The following is a 19,992-nucleotide window of genomic DNA, read 5'->3' as shown; positions in this document are numbered from 1 at the left end:
GGGTAGCTGTTTTTACTTGAGTGATGAACCAATCAATGAATGCTCTGCGTGGCTGGATGGCGGTGCCCGAGTGTACAGAACAATATTCTGCTACCACTAATTCGCAGAACGAATGGAAGACACATCCATGTGAGCTCCAAGGACAAAACTGGGCAGCGACAGCTCCCAATATTGCAAAAGGTCCGTGCGGACTCGTTGCTATGGTTTTAGGAAAAATACGCTGGAGTCGCGATGATCTAGCAGAACAGGCACGCCGTGATGGTGACGCAGCGACACTCGTCGAGTTTTTCGAATCGCATGACCGGCAGGTCTTGAAGTACGTTGGCGGATCTTTCAGCTGTGTCGTTCTCGATCCGACTGCGGTGCGTGTATTTGCCGCTGTAGACCGCATTGGTCAGGTACCTCTGTATTACGCCACCTCTGCATCCGGGCTGGTTTTTGGATCAGATGCAGGCAGTGTAGCTGAACACCCTGCCATCGACCGTAAATTATCGCTGCAGGCGATTTATAATTATATGTATTTTCACATGGTCCCCAGCCCAGGCAGCATCTATGAAGGCATTGCAAAACTAGCTGGGGCAAACTGGCTCGACTTCCGCAACGGACACATTGAAATTGGCACCTATTGGATGCCAAAGTTCATTGAAACCAAGAGCGCAAACTTACGCGAACTTGGAGCTCGCATGCTTGAAATCATTGAGCAGTCTGTCGACGAAGCGGCACGAAATCGCAAGGTCGGTGCGTTTTTGAGCGGTGGATTAGACAGTTCAACCGTTTCCGGAATGCTTGCGAAACAGTCAATAGGCTCGGCTGACACTTATTCGATCGGTTTTGCTGTCGAAGGATATGACGAAATTGCCTATGCACGTATTGCAGCATCGCATTTTCGAACCCGCCAACACGAATATTACGTCACACCCGACGATGTCGTAGAGGTCATACCTCGCATAGCAGCAGCTTGTGATGAGCCATTCGGAAACTCTTCGGCTATCCCCGCCTATTGTTGTGCACGGCTGGCCGCAGCGGACGGCATCGGCTGCCTACTGGCCGGAGACGGTGGCGATGAACTCTTCGCTGGCAACGCACGCTATGCAAAGCAAAAGCTTTTTGAGCTATATAGCCAAACACCAAACCCAATTAGATCCACTTTTGAGCCGATGTTATTTCGATTTCCGTCAATCGGACCAATTGCCAAGATTCAAAGCTATGTCCGCCAAGCCAAGATAGCATTACCAGACCGGCTCGAAACATACAATTTCCTGCATCGCCTCGAACCTATCGAAATGTTCGAAGACGACGTACTTTCTGTAATCGACCGTAACGAACCATTGCGACTACAACGCGACCGCTATGCGGCACCTGATAATGCCTCAGCGCTCAATCGCATGATGTACCTCGACTGGCAGCAAACGCTCGCCGACAATGATCTTCGTAAAGTTGGTATTGCGTGTCGCCTCGCTGGAGTCCAGGTCGCTTACCCACTGCTTGATGATACTTTGATTGATTTCTCGTGCTCGATACCCTCTGCGCTGAAACTACCTAGGCAACGGTTACGTCATTTCTACAAAGAAGCCATGCTCGGCTTCCTGCCTAACGCCATAATCGAGAAATCAAAGCACGGGTTTGGATTACCTTTTGGCATTTGGATGCACACTCATAAGCCATTGCAGAGCCTTGCTTATGACAGCTTGGAGATGCTTAAATCAAGGCATTTATTCCGAAATGCCTTCATTGATCAGACTATTGCCCTGCATCGGAGTGAACATGCATCTTACTACGGCGAATTGATCTGGTTGCTCATGATGCTAGAACTCTGGCTCATGTCCCACAATCTGCACCGATAAACTTACTACTGATTTTTGTGAGGTACCCTACATTTTCCGCCTTCCAAGCGGCCGTCCTCATGTTGCCATTTCTGGCTGATTCTGTCGTTCGATCCAGTTCTGCAGGAACATGGTCGGCGACAGATATCCCAAGGTGGAGTGGCGGCGGCTTCAATTGTAGAACACGGCGATGTACTGGAACAGATCGCTCGTGGCTCGGCTACGAGTCGCGTAGCTGACGCCATGCACCCGCTCGTTCTTCAGGCTGCTGAAGAAGCTCTCGGTCGGGGCGTTGTCCCAGCCGTTGCCCTTGCGCGACATCGATCCGCGCATGCCGTATGCGGCCAGGCGGGCTTGGTAAGCCTGGCTGGCGTACTGACTTCCCCGATCAGAGTGGAACAGCACGTCCGCTCCCGGCCGACGGCGGAACCACGCCATCGACAGCGCATCGAGCACCAGATCGGTCGTCATCCGCGGTTTGATCGACCAGCCGATCACCTCGCGGTTGAACAGATCGATCACCACCGCCCGATACAGCCAGCTCTCAGCGGTGGCGATGTAGGTGATGTCGCCCGCCCACACGCGATTTGGGGCATCAGGTGCGAAGTGCCGATCCAGCACATTCGCTGCCACCGGCAGGCTGTGCCTGGAGTCCGTCGTCGCTTTGTAACGTCGCTTGTGGCGCGCCCGGATGCCATGCTCACGCATCAGAGACGTTCGATGCGCGGCAAACCGATCCGGTAGCCACGCTCACGCAACTCGGCGTCAATGCGCCTGGCGCCATACGCCTGCCGAACCTCCTGATGGACCGTGCGGATCAAGCTCGAAAGCCGCTCGGGCTCACCGACAGGGCGTCACACAGGACGGACAACGGAAAGGATCTGCGCTGCGTGTCGATCCAGGCATATTTCACAGCAGCTCCTTCGCGAAATATGCCGCCGCTTTTTTTGTGATCTCGAGCTCCATCTCCAGTCGCGCCACCTGGGCGCGCAACCGGGACAACTCCATCTGCTCCGCGGTGATCTGTTTGGCGCCGGCCAGACTCAGCTTGCCCGCCTTCGCCGCCTTGACCCCGTTGCGCAGCGTCTGCTCAACCAGCCCCAGTTCTTCGGCAACACGGGCAATGCTGCCGACCTCGTCGGCTCGCTTGACGGCCTGCTCCTTGAACTCGGTTGTGTACTTCTGCTTCGGAATGAACCGCCCCGGGTTTGATGGAGGCTCTACCGCTTGAGAAGATAGAGCCATGAAGAAGTCAGTGAAGCTCTCCCCCGAAGTTCGTGAGCGCGCCGTGCGCATGGTTGCCGAGTGCCGTGGCGATCATCCTTCGCAGTGGGCCGCTGTTGAAGCCATTGCCGCCAAAATCGGATGCACACCGCAGACGCTGCTGAGCCGGGTACGTCAGCACGAGCGCGATACCGGCCAGCGAGAAGGCCCCACCACGGCCGAGCACCAGCGCGTCAAGGAACTGGAGCGTGAGGTCCGTGAACTGCGCAAGGCGAATGAGATTCTGAAACTGGCCAGCGCATTTTTCGCCCAGGCGGAGCTCGACCGCCGATTCAAGTCCTGAGAGCCTTCGTCGACGCGCACCGCGATGCTTTCGGGGTCGAACCGATCTGCCGGCCATTGCAGATCGCCCCCTCGGGCTACCGGCGTCATGCCGCCTTGCGACGCCAGCCGGAACGGCGCAGCCCGCGAGTGCGGCGCGACGAGGCCTTGATGCCCGAGATCGAGCGCGTCTGGCAGGCGAACCTCCACGTCTATGGCGCCGACAAGGTCTGGCGGCAGTTGAACCGGGACGGCATCGCGGTAGCCCGTTGTACGGTGGAGCGGCTCATGCGCCGTCAAGGTTTGCGGGGTGTCATGCGCGGCAAGGTGGTGCGCACCACGATCCGTGACAGCAAGGCCGCCTGCCCGCTGGATCGGGTCAATCGGCAGTTCAAGGCCGAGCGGCCCCATCAGTTGTGGGTCTCGGACTTTACCTATGTCTCGACCTGGCAAGGCTGACTATACGTAGCCTTTGTCATCGACGTCTTTGCGCGACGCATCGTGGGCTGGCGCGTCAGCCGTTCCCTGCAGACGGACTTCTCGTGCTCGATGCGCTGGAACAAGCCCTGCACGCCCGCCAGCCGAGCCCTGCAGAAGCCTTGATTCATCATTCGGACCGAGGCTCGCGGTATGTCTCGATCCGCTACAGCGAACGCTTGGCCGAAGCCGGGATTGAACCGTCAGTCGGCAGCAAGGGTGACAGCTATGACAACGCTCTGGCAGAGATGATCAATGCTTTGTACAAAGCCGAGATGATCCATCGGCGGGCACCCTGGAAATGCCTGAACTCGATTCGATCGAAGGCACCTTGAGTCATTTGAAGCGGATCGAATAGCGAAGCCTCTGCCGTCAGCCTTTGATGGAATTGACGGAAGAATCCCGGCGGGCCGCCGCACGACTGCGGTGCAAAAAGTGGATTATTATGGATTGCTTCAGAAAAATTGGCTTATATTAGCCAGCAATGCAGATCTTATCAACAAGCGTACCAACCACCCTCTATACGTGCTCCTCCTCTATACGTGACGATGACAGTTCCAATATAAACGTGCCAGAAACCTCAAAGGGTGACGGTCCCACGGAGTAAACCGTGGTAACTGCCATCGGTCAGTAGTCGCCGTGGCGACTCCCCACGCGGTTGACACTGCCGCCTTAAATCCAAATTCTCGAACAATATCAACATGTTCCGACAGATAGTCGCAACCGGGCTTTCCGTTGGGATAAGCAAACAGTTCGACTGATTTGCCTATGATTTCCTGTAATCTTGAACGACTGTTAGCGATCTCTTCACGTGCAACATGATTACTACTTCTTGCGAGAATTGGGTGATTGACCGTGTGCGCACCGATCGTCATGCCTGCTGCATGGAGATCACGCACCTGATCGCTACTCATCATCAGATTATCAGGAAGTACTGCCCCCACTCGCGCCGCAATAGCTTCAGTAATCTCAATACGCTCCTCGGCCGAGCGATACTTGATGTTATCAATCAAACACTGAAAAGCATGGATACGTTGATTGATACTACCAATCGGCAATACGCCGAATCCTTCCGCGGTCAGATCTAACACATCATCTGGAGCACGGCGTATCGCCTCGATCACCGTATCGTTCCACATGCGTCCACCATCCAAATATCCTGTGCTGACAAAAAACGTCGCACTGAGCCCATAACGGCGCAGAATCGGCGAAGCTATCGTAGCATTATCAGCATAACCATCGTCAAAAGTAACGCATACAGCGCGCGCTGGTAAACTACGGGTGTAAAGACGCTCTATAGCCTCGTCTAACGGCAGTACGTGACAATGCTCGGCGAGCAATCGCATCTGCTGCTCGAAAGTGTCCGCATCTACTTCGTTCGGGTTCAACTCATCAGGCTTTGTCAACACACGATGGTAGATAAGCGTAGACAAACATCCCCTCATGCCACCGGGAGCAAATAGCGTCCCAACAGCGGTAGCAAGGGCTCGAATTGGCGCACTTTCATTCATCGTGATTTCCACATAGCACACCGAACTAGGCGAGAACTCAGCATAGAAGTCGCTGATGCCGCCGCTTTCTCCCCTTGTCTAGACGATACCGCGCTCAGTGGCGGCCCCGCGATGAGCATCTCCTGAACATAGCGTTTCGAAATTACCATAATTGCGACCAAATGCCAGTACATGTCAAAATACGACAAACTTAAAAACGCACCACCCGTGCTATATGCTATTAAGCTTACTTGAACCATCCGAGCCAGATCAGCCATCCAGGCAAGATCTTCCCTGCCTCGACATGCCCGAATAATCCAGGTGCCATGCCGTATCGCCATAAAGCCGATGAACAAAAACATAAAAAGGCCCGGCCAACCATGCTCTCCCAAGACCGAGAAGTAAATGCTGTGGGCGACGTGCACGCCATTATCGAGATTGGTATAACGAGAAAACGATTCAGTCGACCAGAAATCGAACCCTCCTCCAAACAGTCGCTGAGTAGCGACCGTCAATGCGAGGGTCCAGGCGGCAATTCTTCCCATCGCCGAACTATCCTCATCGTAATTCTGGATCGTTCCCATGCGCTCATGCCATTCAGCAGGCATGAATACGAGCAATACCGCGACAAGTACAATTGAGGCCACACCAAGCATAACCTTCTGGCGGCTTTTGAGCCATAAAAACACCAGAACAGCACCACTGGCGATAAAGGCTCCCCGCGAATATGAACTGGCGATAGAGAACGCTGTGACTACGACGCAAAACAGCAAACCACGACGCGCCCAGATATTAGTTGTCTGCTGACGAAAATACCACATCAGCGGTAGTGTCATAAGCAAGGCAAGAGCGAGTTCGTTGTTGTCTTTAATAAAGGAATCAGGGGGCCCCCAAACCTTGTAAGCCCCACCAGAGCTGATGGCAAAAATTCCTCCCTTGACCCCAAAAAAACCGATTGATGCTGTGATAATCCCCGCCAGCATCAGCAGGCGTCTTCTGTCCCGAATGAACATCATCGTAATAAATGTGAACAATTGGATCTTGATCACTTTTTCAAACTGGTCTAACGCTCTCTCCGGATAGAGCGCCAGTAGCGTCGTAATCCCCATCCATGCAATAAAAACAATCCATATAACTACCAGAGGAGACATGGGTATATCTTTTCGTTCGCGCGAAAACATTACTCCCACAAGTGTCGCGATCGCTGTCACCTGGGCAAATGGAAACGACACCGCGAACCCCCACGAAAGTTTGTGCGGATTCATGTAACCGAGCCATGACCATACTAAAACCCCCACATGCGGGTATCGCAGCATGTTCGGTACACTACCAAAAACGATCAGGGTAATCAGCAAATCACGCATCAGTATCTCCGATATGACCGCTATCCGATGTTAGCGACACGATCACCGAGGTACTCCAACATTAATGCGTCCATGAAAAATTTCGCCGCCCAATTTGGATAACGCCAAGTCATGTAACCACCATTGATCGGATGCGATCCCTTCAGTGCCCCCCTAATCGCCTGATTCTTAGCTACAAGATCCTGAATACTCATATTGAATCTATTGGCTCGGACAGCGCATTCTCGCAACTGAGTTTCACCAGTAATTCGAGCCAAGCGCTGCCAATTGATTGCCATCTGAGAATTGCCAGTAACACAAGTCCATGGCTTAATTCCTTGCCAGTCTCGTGATAATTGACCTGGCAAAGCGCCATCCGGACGTTGAGTAGCAGCAACGGCTCGTGCCATCACCAGAGCCTGCTCAATAAAACCCTCACGCTTGGCGGCTTGCCCAACTTCCAGAATACCCCTGATCGAATAAGCTATAGTATGCGTAAGAGCAGCATCATTGGCTCGCTCGATTAAGCAGTTACCCGGAATCCAGCGATTCGAGTGAGCGGTTCTGATCACCCAATCAACATTAGCGACGGCTGCCGCCAAGTATCGCTCATCGTCAAGCGCCTCGAATGCGCGTACGAGTCCAAAGGCGGAACGCGTATTGTACGCGGACACTTTGGTCGACGTAAAAGGCGAGGGGAAACGTCGCCAAGCACCATCATCATCTTGCGCCGCAACCAACCAATCGGCGGCGCGGCGAAGCGAACCTTTGAATCGCTCGTCACCTGTCTCGTGGTATGCTCTCGCCCACCCGAATAAAACTTGTCCAGTATTAAAAATCGTCGGGACAACGATCTCGGCATCCATAGTCCCTGCACGCACGCCACCATCTTCGAGTTGTACGTCACATTCCCAATGTGCCATACGAGCCGCTGCGCTAGCGCAACCGGGTTTATCGAAATACCGTGCATAGTCATATAATGTTGGAATAATATAACCCGTCGTTTCCGGATATGATGCCAACCAGCGCTGAGCCTTGACATCATACGAATGAGCAACGCCATCGTCAGGCGTCGCTCTCTGCGCACGAAGCAACCACTCCGCAGCACCATCAAGATGCTCTTCCAATGAGTGCAGCGGGCGCACACCGAAATTCAATTTGTCTTCCGCGAGCTTAACCAAATGGCGCATAAACTTTAAGCACTCCGTGTCTTTCAAGTATTTTTCAGAGGTCTCGACCGCAAAGCTTCGCAGACCCTTTCGATCTGTCGGGCCGGCATACCACTAAAACTCGGGACCTCAAGCAGACGAGGCGCCCACCCTGCAGCGCGGCCACCCTCACTGCGTGCTGGATAACCTCGTCGCGAAGCCACTCCTGCTACAGCAAGTCGACGCCTAGTTTCCGACATCACCTGTTCTTTTGGCAGTAGTAGAACAACTTTTGACAGATAGCGACCAGGTGTAAATTGAGGAAATATGATCTCACTACCGGCTAGTGCCCGAGCATACAGTTCCAGCACACCACGGCGGGCAGTCAGATAGTCTGGTAAACGAGCGATTTGAGGCAGTGCGATTGCAGCTTCAAGGCCACTGATGCGTGTTCGATTATAATAATGATGCAACTGTTGCGCGCGCTGCGACATTCCCACCCGCAACTTTGCCGCCGCCAAATAATAGTCAATTTGCCCGAAAGGCCCCAGATACGGCGCAGCAAGATAGCTCAAAACGAAATGCATCCACGCTCTTAACCTTCTCTGCGGTGCTGGCAATGAGTCACAGATAGTTCGCATTGGTACGGACCAGTCCGCCCGATTGATAACGAGTGCGCCACCAGAGCCAAGGACGCCTGTAACCACCGTTTTACTTTGTGCGAAGCTTAAAAGACCTACATCTCCAAACGTGCCGAGTGGTCGCCCTTCCTGTGTCACCCCTAAAACTTGCGCTGCATCATCGACAAGATATACTCCCGCATCTTGGCACAAAGATTCGAGTGCCGAAATCGGTGCCGGACACGCATACATATGAGGGGCGATGACCGCCAGCACGCGAGCGTCGAGAGCATTAGCGACCCCATCTACCGTAAGATTGAGGTCAGATCCAATATCAACGAAAACCGGCTCGAGCCCCGCTGCACGCACAGTGTCGACGACACTGTCGCAGATATAGGCGGGCACGATAACCCGCGTACACTGTGAACGCCGCTGTCGGAAAACAGCCAGCGCGAGCCCAAGCGCCACGCGCCCGGAACCAACCAACTCAACATGTGCTTTTCCACCAAGAACGGCAACGAGGGCATCGCATAATCTCTCGATTGCCGGGCCTGACGCGACGTGACCACTTGCGATTGCCCTGAAAGCGGCTAGCCATTCTTCACTATGCCACTCTGCAAAGCAGAGACCGATTCGCTCACTCACCACGATTAACTCTGCGACAAGCGCGATGCGCGATCGGTTAAGGCTCGCCAGCGCCATTTTATACGCTGTTGAATCGACTGAAACCAAGGGCCAGGATCATCCCAACGCCAGAGCGAATCACAAGTCGGATATCTATCAAGCTCCGCATTCTCCCCTTGGGCAACTTGCGACCAACGGTCAATAACGGTGTCACGCCATATGCGCATCGATGAAGGCGATGGTTTTTCAATCTGCAGCAAGCCGGCCTCGTATCGATACGCAGCAAGTGGCAAATTGACTCCGTTGATCGTGGCCACCTCCTCCTGGAAGTCGGTACGGGCAACCGTCGGTTCAATCATATAGAATCGACCGTCATGTCGATCACGTTTGAACTCCATGCTGCCCATGCCAACAAAGTCGACCTTTCTAAAAAAAGAATAAGTTAGCTTTTCCAACTCCTCTGCATGCTCCCAAGCCGGCAAACAACTCGCTGTTCCACCAATTCGAGGAGGCCAAGAACGAATTTTGCGTCCTGGGAAGGACACTACTAGACGTCCATCTTCACCGATGTATTGAAGGTTAAAATAGATATCGTCATCGCCGCCTTCAACCCACTCCTGCACTACTATGTCAGCCAAGACTGGAGCGATCTCCTCATATAACAGTGCAGCCTCATGCGCTGATTTAATAACATAGGCTTTCTTGAAACGAATACCGTAGTCATGATGTTTATAGGCCGGTTTCAAGACACACGGAAACCGCAAGTCAATTAATTTTGATAGATCCGCCTCACACTTTAAATGAACCACCCGCGGTATCAGTGCACCAGTCTGTTCTGCAAGAGATTGAAACCTTTGCTTATGCATCAAACTCATCAAGCGCTGATGCTCCGGCAGAACAATACGCGTGACTGCTTGGACGCGTGTCCGAGCCTCCGACACGGTTGTGACAGTTTTTTCTTCGGTCATAAACAAAATTGGAGTAGGACCACTCGAAGTGGCGGCCAGTGACTCCAACTGCTCCACGAAAAGCTCTCCAGCGATCGCCGGCCACACCTGCTTAACGCCAAAACGCGACCGCAACGGAATCGCGTCAGGATGATCAACAATGCTTAATACTGGCACACCGTGGCGGCCAAGACTGCGCACAACACCGAGAGCATTAGTACCGTTACCGACGACGATTGCCGTCGGCAGCGACTGCTGTTTATGGTTGAATTTCATCGTAGCCAACGTGCGTGTACCGCTAATCAAGATGCATCAATGAAGTCACGCAGGTCTTGCGCGAGTCGTGGCATTGTGAACGATGGCGGTGTGCTGGCGCGGGCAAGTTCCACCAACTTGGCGAGATCGCCCACCGAGCGGGACCAATGCAAAAACACTTGCTTTGAGAGGGCTCTCAGCATTTGGCTCTGATGATCGGCCGACAACTGTGTATTGGCAATCGCTACGAAACGCTTGCGCCGCTCAAGGAGCGAGATGACGGTTGTACCACCATGAGTAATTATCAGAGAAGAATTACTTATCCATTCGTCGATCCCTTTCTGAAAACGGAAATAATGACAGTGCACAGGTATGAAACTTCCTACACCGATCTGACAAGTCACTGGCTCGTCAAAGAAACCGATGCCAGCCAATCTATCAACCTCGCGCACAAGTGCTTCAAATTGGGTCGACCCAACCGTCACGAATATCAAAGCACAGTACCGCGGTAGACAGCACCAGATGCATAGCCACACAGATCAGGCCACTGTACGTAGAAACGATCAACCAAGCGCAAACGCGCCAGAATACGACCTGTCGTTGATAAATTCTCTGCGCGTGCAATGCTCTCCACAAATACCGTACGACGCCGCAACACCCGTCCCCAAAAGCACAGCGGAACCGCGATTGACGTACCTACGCAAACGATGACATCAGGGTCTGCGACTCGGAGTACGTGCCACGCATCCAATAGGCCGAATACGAGTCCACGCAAACGTGCTAATGGCGACGGCTGTCTGAGTTGCGTCACACTTCGCATGCGGTAACACGGTCCCGGAGGAATCTCACCTTCCCGGGGAAGCAAATCACCGTGGCATGTAACGTAACAATAATCATATGACGTACCAAGCGTGCGTAATAATGCCAAGGTTTCGGCAAGATAACCGCCGCCAGTGAGGGTTACCAAGACTCTGCGCTTCATCCCCTCCCCCTCATCATCAAGTCACGTCAAGGCGCGTAAAAGGCCAGCGTGCTAGTTGCTCCTCGGCAATTCCGAAATCCAGCATAATCTGGCGCAGATCGGCGAGCCCTTCGTGGTAGGCATAGATCATCCAGCCAATATAGATGACAATGCCAGTCGCAATCTGAGCCACTAAACGTAACCCGACCGGCATTCCGAACTGGGCGCACCCCCACTGAACGCACTCCACGGCGATCACCATCAGTGCGGTGCCGCTAAATACTGGAAGCAGGTTGCGATAGTAAGCAAATATCGGCAAACCAATCAGTCGACAGGTGTCACGGAGCAGCTTTACTGAACATAGAGGATATGCAAGCAGCCAAGCGACAGACGCGCCACGCATTCCATCAAACCATGCACCAAAACCTACGGCCACCGGAATAATCAATGCGCACATACCAGTATAAGCGACCACTCGAGAGGCATTTCCTGTGGAAATCAGCACCTGTGACATTAATGGATCGACAGAACGAATCAGCCCCAGCAGGCACAACGCGCGAAATGGAACCAGCATGTCGAGCCACTGATCGCCAAGCAGGGTCAGTACGAGATCGTCTGCGACCACGAACAAGCCACCGAGCGCGGGGAACGTAAAATACGCAATGCCACGCGTCAGCTTGAGCATTACCGAGCCCAATCGGGCCATGTCATCTTGCAACTTCGCAAATACAGGTGACGAAACATTGGTGACGATCGACGTCACTTGGCTGGTCGGCAAAGTAGCGAGTGAATTCGCCATATCGTAGATCCCGAGCGAGTGATCACCCAATAATTTGCCAATAATCGCTTTATCAGCATTACTGTATATGTACCAGAGCACACGCGAATAGGTCACACTCAGACCATATCGCACCAGACTGAGGCCTTCGCGAATATTGATGGCGAAACTAGGGCGCCATGGCGAAGCGCGAAACAATTGCATCGCGTAGATCACTTGACCGAACAAACCGCCGAGCACCAGAGACCATACACCAAACCCCGCGACCGCCAGTGCCACTGTGAGCACAGCCTGCACCACAGCCAATATCAAACCGAACCGCACCATGACGCTAAAACGCAACTCCTTGCGTAGAAAAGCGCTGGGGACAGTATTGAAACCGCCGACAATGAAGCCCAATGCCAAGACCGGCAATATTAACCGCAACTCCGGACTATCATAGAAAGCCGCAACCGGCCAAGCGGCGGCGCAAGCAAGGAGGAATAGCATGCAGCTAAACACCAATGCCATCACGAAACAGCCGTTTACGGCTTCACGCGACAAATTTTGCGCCTGGACAATAGCCGCGCCGATGCCGACTTCATTGAAAAAGCCGATCAAGCCAAGCACGACAGAAGCCATCGCCATCAATCCATAATCCGCCGGACTGAGCAGGCGCGCGAGAATGAGCGTCGCCCCCATCGTGATCAGTTTGCCCAACCCTCCCCCGACCCCTAAAAGGCCCATCGCACGCACGGCCTTGCCACGCAATTCCTCGCTCATCGCCTGCTCATGCCTAAAGCCGCTGCCGGCATTTCGTCAGTCCCCATCAGTCGCGCATAAATTGAGCGGTAATGGGCAACGCTTGTTGCCCAGTTGCGTTCAGTTTCGACGAATGCCCGGCCAGCCACACGCAGAACCGGCCAGCGCTCCGGTGCCGCGAGCAGATCAAGCACCCGACGAGACAGGTCCGTGGCGTCGCCCGCACGGAAAAGCACGCCGGTTTCGCCGTCGCGAATCAGTTCGCGGTGACCCCCGACGTCCGAGGCCACCAGTAACCGCCCCTGCGCCATCGCCTCAAGCGGCTTCAGTGGTGTTACCAGTTCTGTCAGTCGCATCGACAGGCGTGGATAGCACAGGACGTCAACGAGGTCGTAGTAACGGGTGACTTCGGCGTGCGGTACACGTCCCGTGAAGACCACTTGCGCACCAACGCCCAAACGCTCGGCTCGCGCCTTCAGGGCGGCCTCCTGTGGACCACCACCAACCAGCAGCACCCGCACGTCGGGTGCACGGCCAAGGATCACGGGCAGGGCATCGAGCAGGAGTTCGAGACCTTCATAGGCATAGAAGGAACCGATGAATCCGAGCACCCGACACCCATGCAGTCCCAAAGACCGTTTCAACTCGGCGTCGGGTGCTCCGCCGATCGAAAAATGGCTGACATCGACAGCATTGGGAATGACGGTCACCTTGTCGGCGTCGATGCCGCGCGCAACGATGTCGGCGCGCAGTCCCTCGCAGATCGTGGTGACGGCATCGGCACGGCGCAGCATCCAGGTTTCAAGCGCGCGCGTCGCGCGATAACGGAGGCTGCCTTCGTGCGTGCTCCCGTGATCGACTGCAGCATCCTCCCAAAACGCCCGCACCTCGTAGAGCAGCGGCAGCTTGCGCTTCTTCGCGACCTGATATGCCGCCAGGGCGTTCAGCACCGGTGAATGCGCGTGCAGTACGTCGGGGCGCACCTGCGTGCAGACGGCATCCAGGCGCCGGGCAAGACTGGTGACCACGGTGATCTGATTGAGCAGCGGCAGGCGCGACACCAGACCGCTGGCCGGCGACGTGCGGAAGAAGTGCAAGCCGTCCACCTCCTCCTCGGGGCCGGTATACGCCGCGATATGCTTGCGACCCGTGACGTGTTCGGTCTCCCACCCCAGGCGGCGCTGCTCGGCGAGGATGGCACGGGTGCGGAAGGTATAGCCGCTATGCAGCGGGATCGAGTGGTCCAGCACGTGCAGGATGCGCATGATCTCAGGCCGCAGCGTTCGCCAAGCGGGTGCCCCGATCGCCCATCGTGTTGCGCAGGAAGCCGTCGAACATGAGCAGGGACCACAATGCAGCGGAATGATCGCGCCGGCCGCTTTGATGCTGCTCGACGAGGCTCGCGACGTAATTCATGTCGAAAATGCCGCTGTCGGCCATCGTGGGCCCCAGCACGGCCGTGCGCAGGCGCTCACGCAGCGGCCCACGGAACCAGGCGGCCAGCGGCACGGCAAACCCCATCTTCGGGCGGTACAGGATGTCGTGCGGCAGCACGGGCTCCAGCGCCTTCTTGAACAGATACTTGCCTTCGCCGCCGCGAAGCTTGAGGTCGGGGGAAAGGCCGGAGATCCACTCGACCAGTTCGTGATCCAGCAACGGCACCCGCACCTCCAGGGAATGCGCCATGCTCGCACGATCGACCTTGGTGAGGATGTCACCGGGCAGATAGGTCTTCATGTCGAGATACTGGATCAGCGACAGCGGGTGATCGGTGGGCGAGCGGCTGGCGTGCTCCCGCATCACCTCGAGCGCGTGGTATCCCTGCAACTCGCGACGGAACGCCGCCGAGTACAGCGGCGTCCGCAGGCGGTCGCTCATCACTGAAACTCCATGGAAGTAGCCCTCGACGGTGTCACGGGCCATCGCCTCGAACGTGGTCTTCGCGCGGAACACGCGCGGCGCCCAATCGGCTTTCGGGTAAACCTTGCCGAGAAAGCCGAACAGCGGACGACGCAATCCAAGAGGCAATGCCGCGCGCAATTTCTCTTCGTAGCTGTGCCATTTGTAGCGGCGGTAGCCGGCGAGGTTCTCGTCGCCGCCATCACCCGACAGCGCCACCGTCACCTGCCGGCGCGCCAACTGGCAGACGCGGTAGGTAGGTAAAGCCGAGGAGTCGGCGTAAGGCTCGTCGTACAGGCCGGCGAGCGTGTCGAGCAGGCTGAAGTCGTCGGGGTCGACCGTTTCCACGCGATGCTCGGTGTGGAACCGGTCGGCCACCTGCTGCGCGAAAGCCGCTTCGTCGAAGGCCGGGTCATTGAAGGCGATCGAGCACGTCTTGACCGGCTCGCTGGACAGCCCGGCCATCATTGCCACCACGGCGCTGGAATCGACGCCTCCCGACAGGAAGGCGCCGAGCGGGACTTCCGATACCAGACGGATGCGCGTCGCTTCGCGCAACCTCGCCAGCAGCTCCTCGGCCGCCTGCGCTTCACTCATCGGCGGCAGTTCGGCAAAGGGGATGTCCCAGTACGCCCGAGGCGCTGAGGGCGCCTCGCCACGGCGCAGTTCCAGCGTATGGGCGGGAGGCAGTTTGCGGACATGGCGGAAAATCGTCTTCGGATCGGGGACGTAGCCGAAGGCGAAGTACTCTTCGACCGCCTGCGGATCGATCTCGCGCGGCAGACCCGGATGCTGGAGCAGGATCTTCAGCTCCGATCCGAACAGCAGTTGACCATCGGGAAGGTGCGCGTAGAACAGCGGCTTCTTGCCGAGGCGGTCGCGGCCGAGAAAGAGCGTCTCACGGCGCTTGTCCCACAGCGCGAACGCGAACATGCCGCGGAAACGCTTTACGCAGTCCGCCCCCCACTGCTCCCAGGCATGCACGATGACCTCGGTGTCGCAGTGTGTCCGGAACACATGCCCGGCCGCTTTCAGTTCCTCGGTCAGCGCCGGGAAGTTGTAGATCTCGCCGTTGAACACGACGACGACCGAGTGGTCTTCGTTGAACAGCGGTTGCTGCCCGCTCGACAGGTCGATGATCGACAGACGCCGATGTGCGAGCCCCACGCCGGGCTCGACGAACGTGCCCCCCTCATCGGGACCGCGGTGAAACTGTACCTGGTTCATCGCCGCGAGCAGGGCGGTATCGATATCGCGCCGGCCCTTCAGATCCACGATTCCCGCGATTCCACACATGCCTGTCGTCCACCCATCGTGTTGGAGCCACCTGACCACCGTGCGCCCCCTCGAAGGCCCTGAGCCTAGCAGAGGGGCGTGGCGCGACGCGATTATGCGGGGCCATGCTGCGGCGCACGACGTATGCAACGTAAACTCTGGTCAAGGTAGCGCGCGCCTTCCCTGTCGGGTAAATCCCCTTGATCCGCATCGTCAGTCTCAATCTCTGCAACCTCGGCGCTGATGCCGATCCGGCCCGCCTGGCGGCCTTCGGCACGCTGATCGCGGGCACCCTCGCGAGCCCGGCGATTCTGGCGGTGCAGGAACTCAAGGCGCTGGCGCCGCCCGGCAGCAACGGCGCCGTCTGCGGTGGCGCGAGTTTCACGGCGCTGAGCGAAGCGATCACCGCCGCCGGCGGCCCCGCCTATGCGTGGCGCGAAGTCCCGCCGCTCGCCGATGCCGACGGCGGCCAGCAGGGCTTCAACATCCGCGTCGGCCTGCTGTTCGACCCGGCCCGCGTGCGGCTGCGCGAGCACGGCACCGCCGGCCCGCTCGATGCCACCGGGTTGCGCCGGCGGGCCGACGGCATCGGCCTGACACTGAGCCCGGGACGCATCGCGCCCGCCCTGCCGGCGTTCTCCGGCTGCGCCGAGCGTCACTGGCTGCCGAGCCGCAAGGCGCTGATTGCCGAGTTCGAGGTTCTCGGCGCGCCCCTGTTCGTGCTCGTCTGCCACCTGAAGTCGATGCGTGCGGCGAGCCGGCGGGCCGAGGACTACGCGAAGAAGCAACGTCACGCCCAGGCCGAGGCCATCCACGAGTTCTGCGCCCACCTGCTGCGCGCCGCGCCCGCGGCGCGCCTGCTCGTGCTGGGCGACATGAACGACGCCACCGGCTCGAAGACGCTCGACATCCTCAAGGGCGAACTGCTCGTCAACCTGATGGAGGCGCTGCCTCGCGGCGAGCGTTACACCTACCGCCACAGTCGACGGCCGGTGCTCCTCGACCACGCGCTGGCCAGCCCCGCGCTGGCACCGCTGGTGCGTGCCTGGGTGCCGCACGTGCACAGCGACGCCGCGGGCCCGGCCGCGAGCGATCACGACCCGGTGGTGATCGACCTCGCCGTCCCTGCCGGATACGCCGCGACATGAACCGCGACGTCCTCGTGGCGGCGTTGCTGGCCGCCGTCGTCGCGCTGCTCCTGGGCCTCGCGCTGCGCGGCCGCGGCGCGCGTCGCACCTATCGCCGCGCCGGCCCCCTGTTCACGCCGGCGGAACAGAAGTTCCTGCTCGTGCTGGAGAAGGCCGTGGCCGGACGGGCGCGCGTCTACGCCAAGGTGCGCATCGCCGACGTCCTCGCGGTACGCGACACCCTGTCGGGCAAACGCTTCTGGAAGGCGTTCGGGGCGATCGCCTGCAAGCACGTCGACTACCTGCTCTGCGACCCGGCGAGCTTCACGCCGATCTGTGCCATCGAGCTCGACGATGCCAGTCACCGTCGTGCCGACCGGCAGAGCCGTGACGCGCTGCTCGACGACGCCTTCGCGGGCGCCGGCCTCCCGCTGCTGCGCGTACCGGTGCGGGCGCGCTATGCGATCCGCGACGTCGAGGAACAGCTGCGCGACCTGCTCCCCGCGCGCGCCTGACGGCGCAGCGCGCGCGCCCACGTTCAGGCCGCCTCGGCGGGCATCAGATCGTAGAGCGCGACCAGGGCGACGGCACGTGGCCACGGCACCGCCAGACGCGACTCGACATAGCCGCGCACCAGCGCCAGGGCCCAGTTCAGGCGGGTCTCGTCGAGTGCGCGCAGGTCGGCCAGCCGGATCAGGTTGGACTCGTCCATGTAGCAGCTCGCGTAGACAGCAGCGAGCGCGCGCGCCGAATGCGTGCCGCGGGCCTCGCTGGTGCACCAATCGTAGACGAGCCGCTCGACCATTTGCATGTCGGTGTCGGTCATCGGTGTGCTCTCCCGTGGTGCGGGGCGAGTCCGCCTCGCCCGTGTCGTGCTGGGTGCCGCTCAGCATAGACGACCGTCATCGGGGCTGCCGCGCGTGTCGATGGAGCCCGCGACGGACGGGGCGCTCCGGGCCACCGGCTCAGGCGTCGTCGAACGGCAGCAGGCTCGCCTGCGTCCCGACGGAGGCGCTGCGACCCATCGCCGCTCGGTCCTCGGGGGCCGCGCGGTGTCCGCGCCGGGAACGGCCCGGAGCGGACGCCCCGGCAGCAGCAGCGTCGGCCGCCGACGGAGACGCTGCGGCACGCGGCGGCGGCACCGACGGGCTCGCGGGAGCCGCAGCGGCCGCCGCGGCGGATGACCAGGCGGCGAGGAAGGCCGCGCACGGGGCGCGCGCATCGGCCTGCAGCATCGCGCGCAGGCGCTCGCATTCCGCCGCGTGCCCGGCATCGTCCAGGCGCCCGCGCATGCGCTCGAAGCGCAGCCAGATCAGGTAGGTGTTGAGGACGTCGGTCTCGCAGTAGTCGCGGATCGCGTCGAGCTGCCCCTGCCGGAAGGCGCCCCAGACCTGCCCCCCGTCCATGCCGAGCTTGCCGGGCAGGCCGAGCAGCGTGGCGATCTCGTCGAGCGGCGCGGCGGCGCGCGCCTGGTAGCCGGCGAGCACGTCCATCAGGTCGGTGTGACGCCAATGGAAACGGCCGAGGTAGTGGTTGTAGCGCATGCCGGCGTCGGACTCGCCGGTGTCCCAGTAGCGCGGCGCGCGCACGCCGTGCAGCAGGGCACGGTAGTGCAGCACCGGCAGGTCGAAGCCGCTGCCGTTCCAGCTCACCAGGGTCGGCGTGGTCTTGTCGATGACGTCGAAGAACTCGGCGATCAGCTCCGCCTCGCTGCTCGTCGGCGACCCGAGCGCGGCGCACTTGAGCGCGTTGCCCCGCCGCATCACCACCGCGATCGCGACCACGCGCTGCAGGTGGTGACGCACGAACTCGTTGCCCGTCGTCTGGCGCCGTTCGAGGAACATCGCCTCGGCCACCGCGGCGTCGTCGAGCCCGGCAAAGCCGTGCAGGCGACGCGCGCCGGCCACGTCGGGTACGGTCTCGATGTCGAAGACGAGCGCGTTCATCTCAGTCGGGGAAGACGCCGGTCGACAGGTAGCGGTCGCCCCGGTCGCAGATCACGGTGACGATCACGGCGTTCTCGACCTCGCGCGCCACCCGCAGCGCCGCCACGGTGGCGCCCCCCGACGAGATGCCGCAGAAGATGCCCTCCTCGCGGGCGAGCCGGCGCGTGGTTTCCTCGGCCTCCGCCTGACTGACGTCGAGCACGCGGTCGACGCACTCGGGCTTGTAGATGCGCGGCAGGTACGCCGCCGGCCAGCGGCGGATGCCCGGGATCTGCGCCCCGTCGGCCGGCTGCACGCCGATGATCTCGATGCCCGCGTTGCGCTCCTTGAGGTAGCGCGACACCCCCATCACCGTGCCGGTGGTACCCATCGAGCTGACGAAATGCGTGACGGTGCCGCGGGTCTGCTCCCAGATCTCGGGGCCGGTGCCGTGGTAGTGCGCGAGCGGATTGTCCGGGTTGGCGAACTGGTCGAGCACCTTGCCGCGGCCCGCAGCCTGCATGTGCTCGGCGAGATCGCGCGCGCCCTCCATGCCCTCGGCCTTGCTCACCAGGATCAGCTCGGCACCGTAGGCCTTCATCGCCGCGCGGCGTTCGACCGAGAGGTTGTCTGGCATGATCAGCACCATGCGGTAGCCCTTGATCGCCGCGGCCATGGCCAGCGCGATGCCGGTGTTGCCGCTGGTCGCCTCGATCAGGGTGTCGCCGGGCGCGATGTCGCCGCGGGCCTCGGCCTGCTGGATCATCGACAGCGCGGGCCGGTCCTTCACCGATCCCGCCGGGTTGTTGCCCTCGAGCTTGCCGAGCACCACGCTCGGCAACCCGGCGGCGAGGCGCTGCAGGCGCACCAGGGGGGTATGGCCGATGAAGGCCTCGATGGTCGGGAAGTCCGGAAGGCTCATGGGGCAGGATCTCGGGCAGGGGGCAGGCGGGCCCGGGTGGCGGCGCACGGGCGAAGCCGTAGTATACATGCGCGCTCCCGAGCCCCCGCCCG

Annotated in this window: 15 protein-coding genes, 3 pseudogenes and 1 other annotated feature; of the genes and pseudogenes, 4 read left to right on the top strand and 14 right to left on the bottom strand. The window is 59.0% G+C overall.

Annotated elements, in window-relative coordinates; all coding sequences use genetic code 11:
* Positions 1–35: 35 nt before the first annotated feature.
* On the top strand, positions 36–1,844 hold the full coding sequence (locus EV699_RS13510) for an asparagine synthetase B family protein (RefSeq protein WP_165904136.1): 1,809 nt from the start codon (positions 36–38) through the stop codon (positions 1,842–1,844).
* 57 nt (positions 1,845–1,901) lie between these two features.
* Here EV699_RS13510 and EV699_RS13505 read toward each other — a convergent pair.
* A pseudogene (locus EV699_RS13505) lies at positions 1,902–3,068 on the bottom strand (IS3 family transposase).
* Between EV699_RS13505 and EV699_RS13500 the strand changes: the two are divergent.
* A pseudogene (locus tag EV699_RS13500) lies at positions 3,067–4,162 on the top strand (IS3 family transposase); the annotation flags it as partial. The pseudogenes EV699_RS13505 and EV699_RS13500 overlap by 2 nt on opposite strands.
* Positions 3,345–3,461: a sequence feature (AL1L pseudoknot), on the top strand. Its footprint overlaps the pseudogene before it by 117 nt.
* Before the next feature lie 219 nt (positions 4,163–4,381).
* Here EV699_RS13500 and EV699_RS13495 read toward each other — a convergent pair.
* The 10 genes from EV699_RS13495 to EV699_RS13450 all read right to left on the bottom strand — a co-directional run bounded on the left by EV699_RS13495 (position 4,382) and on the right by EV699_RS13450 (position 15,947).
* A complete protein-coding gene (locus EV699_RS13495) occupies positions 4,382–5,356 on the bottom strand; it encodes a polysaccharide deacetylase family protein (RefSeq protein WP_132543584.1) in 975 nt (324 codons plus the stop codon).
* The gene (locus EV699_RS13490) at positions 5,353–6,699 is read right to left on the bottom strand and encodes a putative O-glycosylation ligase, exosortase A system-associated (protein WP_132543582.1); all 1,347 of its coding nucleotides are present in this window, start codon (positions 6,697–6,699) and stop codon (positions 5,353–5,355) included. The genes EV699_RS13495 and EV699_RS13490 overlap by 4 nt, the downstream gene beginning before the upstream one ends.
* Before the next feature lie 20 nt (positions 6,700–6,719).
* Complete coding sequence (locus tag EV699_RS13485; RefSeq protein WP_243662675.1) at positions 6,720–7,895, bottom strand: pectate lyase; 1,176 nt, start codon at positions 7,893–7,895, stop codon at positions 6,720–6,722.
* Positions 7,892–9,148, bottom strand: a complete 1,257-nt coding sequence (locus EV699_RS13480) for a DegT/DnrJ/EryC1/StrS family aminotransferase (RefSeq protein WP_132543580.1) — start codon at positions 9,146–9,148, stop codon at positions 7,892–7,894. Before EV699_RS13480 ends, EV699_RS13485 begins: the two co-directional genes overlap by 4 nt.
* Positions 9,097–10,293, bottom strand: a complete 1,197-nt coding sequence (locus EV699_RS13475; RefSeq protein WP_132543578.1) for a carboxylate--amine ligase — start codon at positions 10,291–10,293, stop codon at positions 9,097–9,099. The genes EV699_RS13480 and EV699_RS13475 overlap by 52 nt, the downstream gene beginning before the upstream one ends.
* A gap of 26 nt (positions 10,294–10,319) precedes the next feature.
* Positions 10,320–10,757, bottom strand: coding sequence for a glycosyltransferase (locus EV699_RS13470; RefSeq protein WP_243662678.1), 438 nt, complete (start codon positions 10,755–10,757; stop codon positions 10,320–10,322).
* Between the two features lie 5 nt (positions 10,758–10,762).
* Positions 10,763–11,092 (bottom strand): hypothetical protein, encoded by a 330-nt coding sequence (locus EV699_RS20530; protein WP_424450037.1) that lies wholly within the window; start codon positions 11,090–11,092, stop codon positions 10,763–10,765.
* 178 nt (positions 11,093–11,270) lie between these two features.
* Positions 11,271–12,773 carry a lipopolysaccharide biosynthesis protein gene (locus EV699_RS13460; protein ID WP_132543572.1) on the bottom strand — a complete coding sequence of 501 codons (1,503 nt, stop codon included), beginning with the start codon at positions 12,771–12,773 and terminating at the stop codon, positions 11,271–11,273.
* Positions 12,770–14,017: a TIGR04063 family PEP-CTERM/XrtA system glycosyltransferase gene (locus EV699_RS13455; RefSeq protein ID WP_132543570.1), complete on the bottom strand. Its 1,248-nt coding sequence runs from the start codon at positions 14,015–14,017 to the stop codon at positions 12,770–12,772. The genes EV699_RS13460 and EV699_RS13455 overlap by 4 nt, the downstream gene beginning before the upstream one ends.
* Positions 14,018–14,021: 4 nt before the next feature.
* A complete protein-coding gene (locus tag EV699_RS13450) occupies positions 14,022–15,947 on the bottom strand; it encodes an XrtA/PEP-CTERM system amidotransferase (protein ID WP_132543568.1) in 1,926 nt (641 codons plus the stop codon).
* A gap of 179 nt (positions 15,948–16,126) precedes the next feature.
* On the opposite strand from EV699_RS13450, the gene EV699_RS13445 reads away from it, so the two are divergent.
* Both EV699_RS13445 and EV699_RS13440 read left to right on the top strand, forming a co-directional pair.
* Positions 16,127–17,074 carry an endonuclease/exonuclease/phosphatase family protein gene (locus EV699_RS13445; RefSeq protein WP_132543566.1) on the top strand — a complete coding sequence of 316 codons (948 nt, stop codon included), beginning with the start codon at positions 16,127–16,129 and terminating at the stop codon, positions 17,072–17,074.
* A complete protein-coding gene (locus EV699_RS13440; RefSeq protein WP_132543564.1) occupies positions 17,071–17,568 on the top strand; it encodes a DUF2726 domain-containing protein in 498 nt (165 codons plus the stop codon). The genes EV699_RS13445 and EV699_RS13440 overlap by 4 nt, the downstream gene beginning before the upstream one ends.
* Before the next feature lie 23 nt (positions 17,569–17,591).
* Here the strand turns inward: EV699_RS13440 and EV699_RS13435 are convergent, their stop codons facing one another.
* From EV699_RS13435 to cysM, 3 genes and pseudogenes are all read right to left on the bottom strand, one after another.
* Positions 17,592–17,879, bottom strand: a complete 288-nt coding sequence (locus EV699_RS13435; protein WP_132543562.1) for a hypothetical protein — start codon at positions 17,877–17,879, stop codon at positions 17,592–17,594.
* A gap of 340 nt (positions 17,880–18,219) precedes the next feature.
* Positions 18,220–18,999: pseudogene (locus EV699_RS13430) on the bottom strand (3'-5' exonuclease); the annotation flags it as partial.
* 1 nt (position 19,000) lies between these two features.
* Positions 19,001–19,900, bottom strand: coding sequence for a cysteine synthase CysM (gene cysM / locus EV699_RS13425; RefSeq protein ID WP_132543558.1), 900 nt, complete (start codon positions 19,898–19,900; stop codon positions 19,001–19,003).
* Between the last annotated feature and the right edge of the window lie 92 nt (positions 19,901–19,992).

This window comes from Plasticicumulans lactativorans (assembly GCF_004341245.1).
GTDB lineage: Bacteria > Pseudomonadota > Gammaproteobacteria > Competibacterales > Competibacteraceae > Plasticicumulans_A > Plasticicumulans_A lactativorans.
This window is presented reverse-complemented; position numbering and strand designations above follow the sequence as displayed.

Bases quoted from the DNA above. Each gene is read 5' to 3' on its own strand.
- EV699_RS13510 (WP_165904136.1), top strand. From the start codon at position 36: ATGAATGCTCTGCGTGGCTGGATGGCGGTGCCCGAGTGTACAGAACAA.
- EV699_RS13475 (WP_132543578.1), bottom strand. From the start codon at position 10,293: ATGAAATTCAACCATAAACAGCAGTCGCTGCCGACGGCAATCGTCGTC.
- EV699_RS13480 (WP_132543580.1), bottom strand. From the start codon at position 9,148: ATGGCGCTGGCGAGCCTTAACCGATCGCGCATCGCGCTTGTCGCAGAG.
- EV699_RS20530 (WP_424450037.1), bottom strand. From the start codon at position 11,092: ATGCGAAGTGTGACGCAACTCAGACAGCCGTCGCCATTAGCACGTTTG.
- EV699_RS13460 (WP_132543572.1), bottom strand. From the start codon at position 12,773: ATGAGCGAGGAATTGCGTGGCAAGGCCGTGCGTGCGATGGGCCTTTTA.
- EV699_RS13450 (WP_132543568.1), bottom strand. From the start codon at position 15,947: ATGTGTGGAATCGCGGGAATCGTGGATCTGAAGGGCCGGCGCGATATC.
- EV699_RS13440 (WP_132543564.1), top strand. From the start codon at position 17,071: ATGAACCGCGACGTCCTCGTGGCGGCGTTGCTGGCCGCCGTCGTCGCG.
- EV699_RS13455 (WP_132543570.1), bottom strand. From the start codon at position 14,017: ATGCGCATCCTGCACGTGCTGGACCACTCGATCCCGCTGCATAGCGGC.
- EV699_RS13495 (WP_132543584.1), bottom strand. From the start codon at position 5,356: ATGAATGAAAGTGCGCCAATTCGAGCCCTTGCTACCGCTGTTGGGACG.
- EV699_RS13490 (WP_132543582.1), bottom strand. From the start codon at position 6,699: ATGCGTGATTTGCTGATTACCCTGATCGTTTTTGGTAGTGTACCGAAC.
- EV699_RS13435 (WP_132543562.1), bottom strand. From the start codon at position 17,879: ATGACCGACACCGACATGCAAATGGTCGAGCGGCTCGTCTACGATTGG.
- cysM (WP_132543558.1), bottom strand. From the start codon at position 19,900: ATGAGCCTTCCGGACTTCCCGACCATCGAGGCCTTCATCGGCCATACC.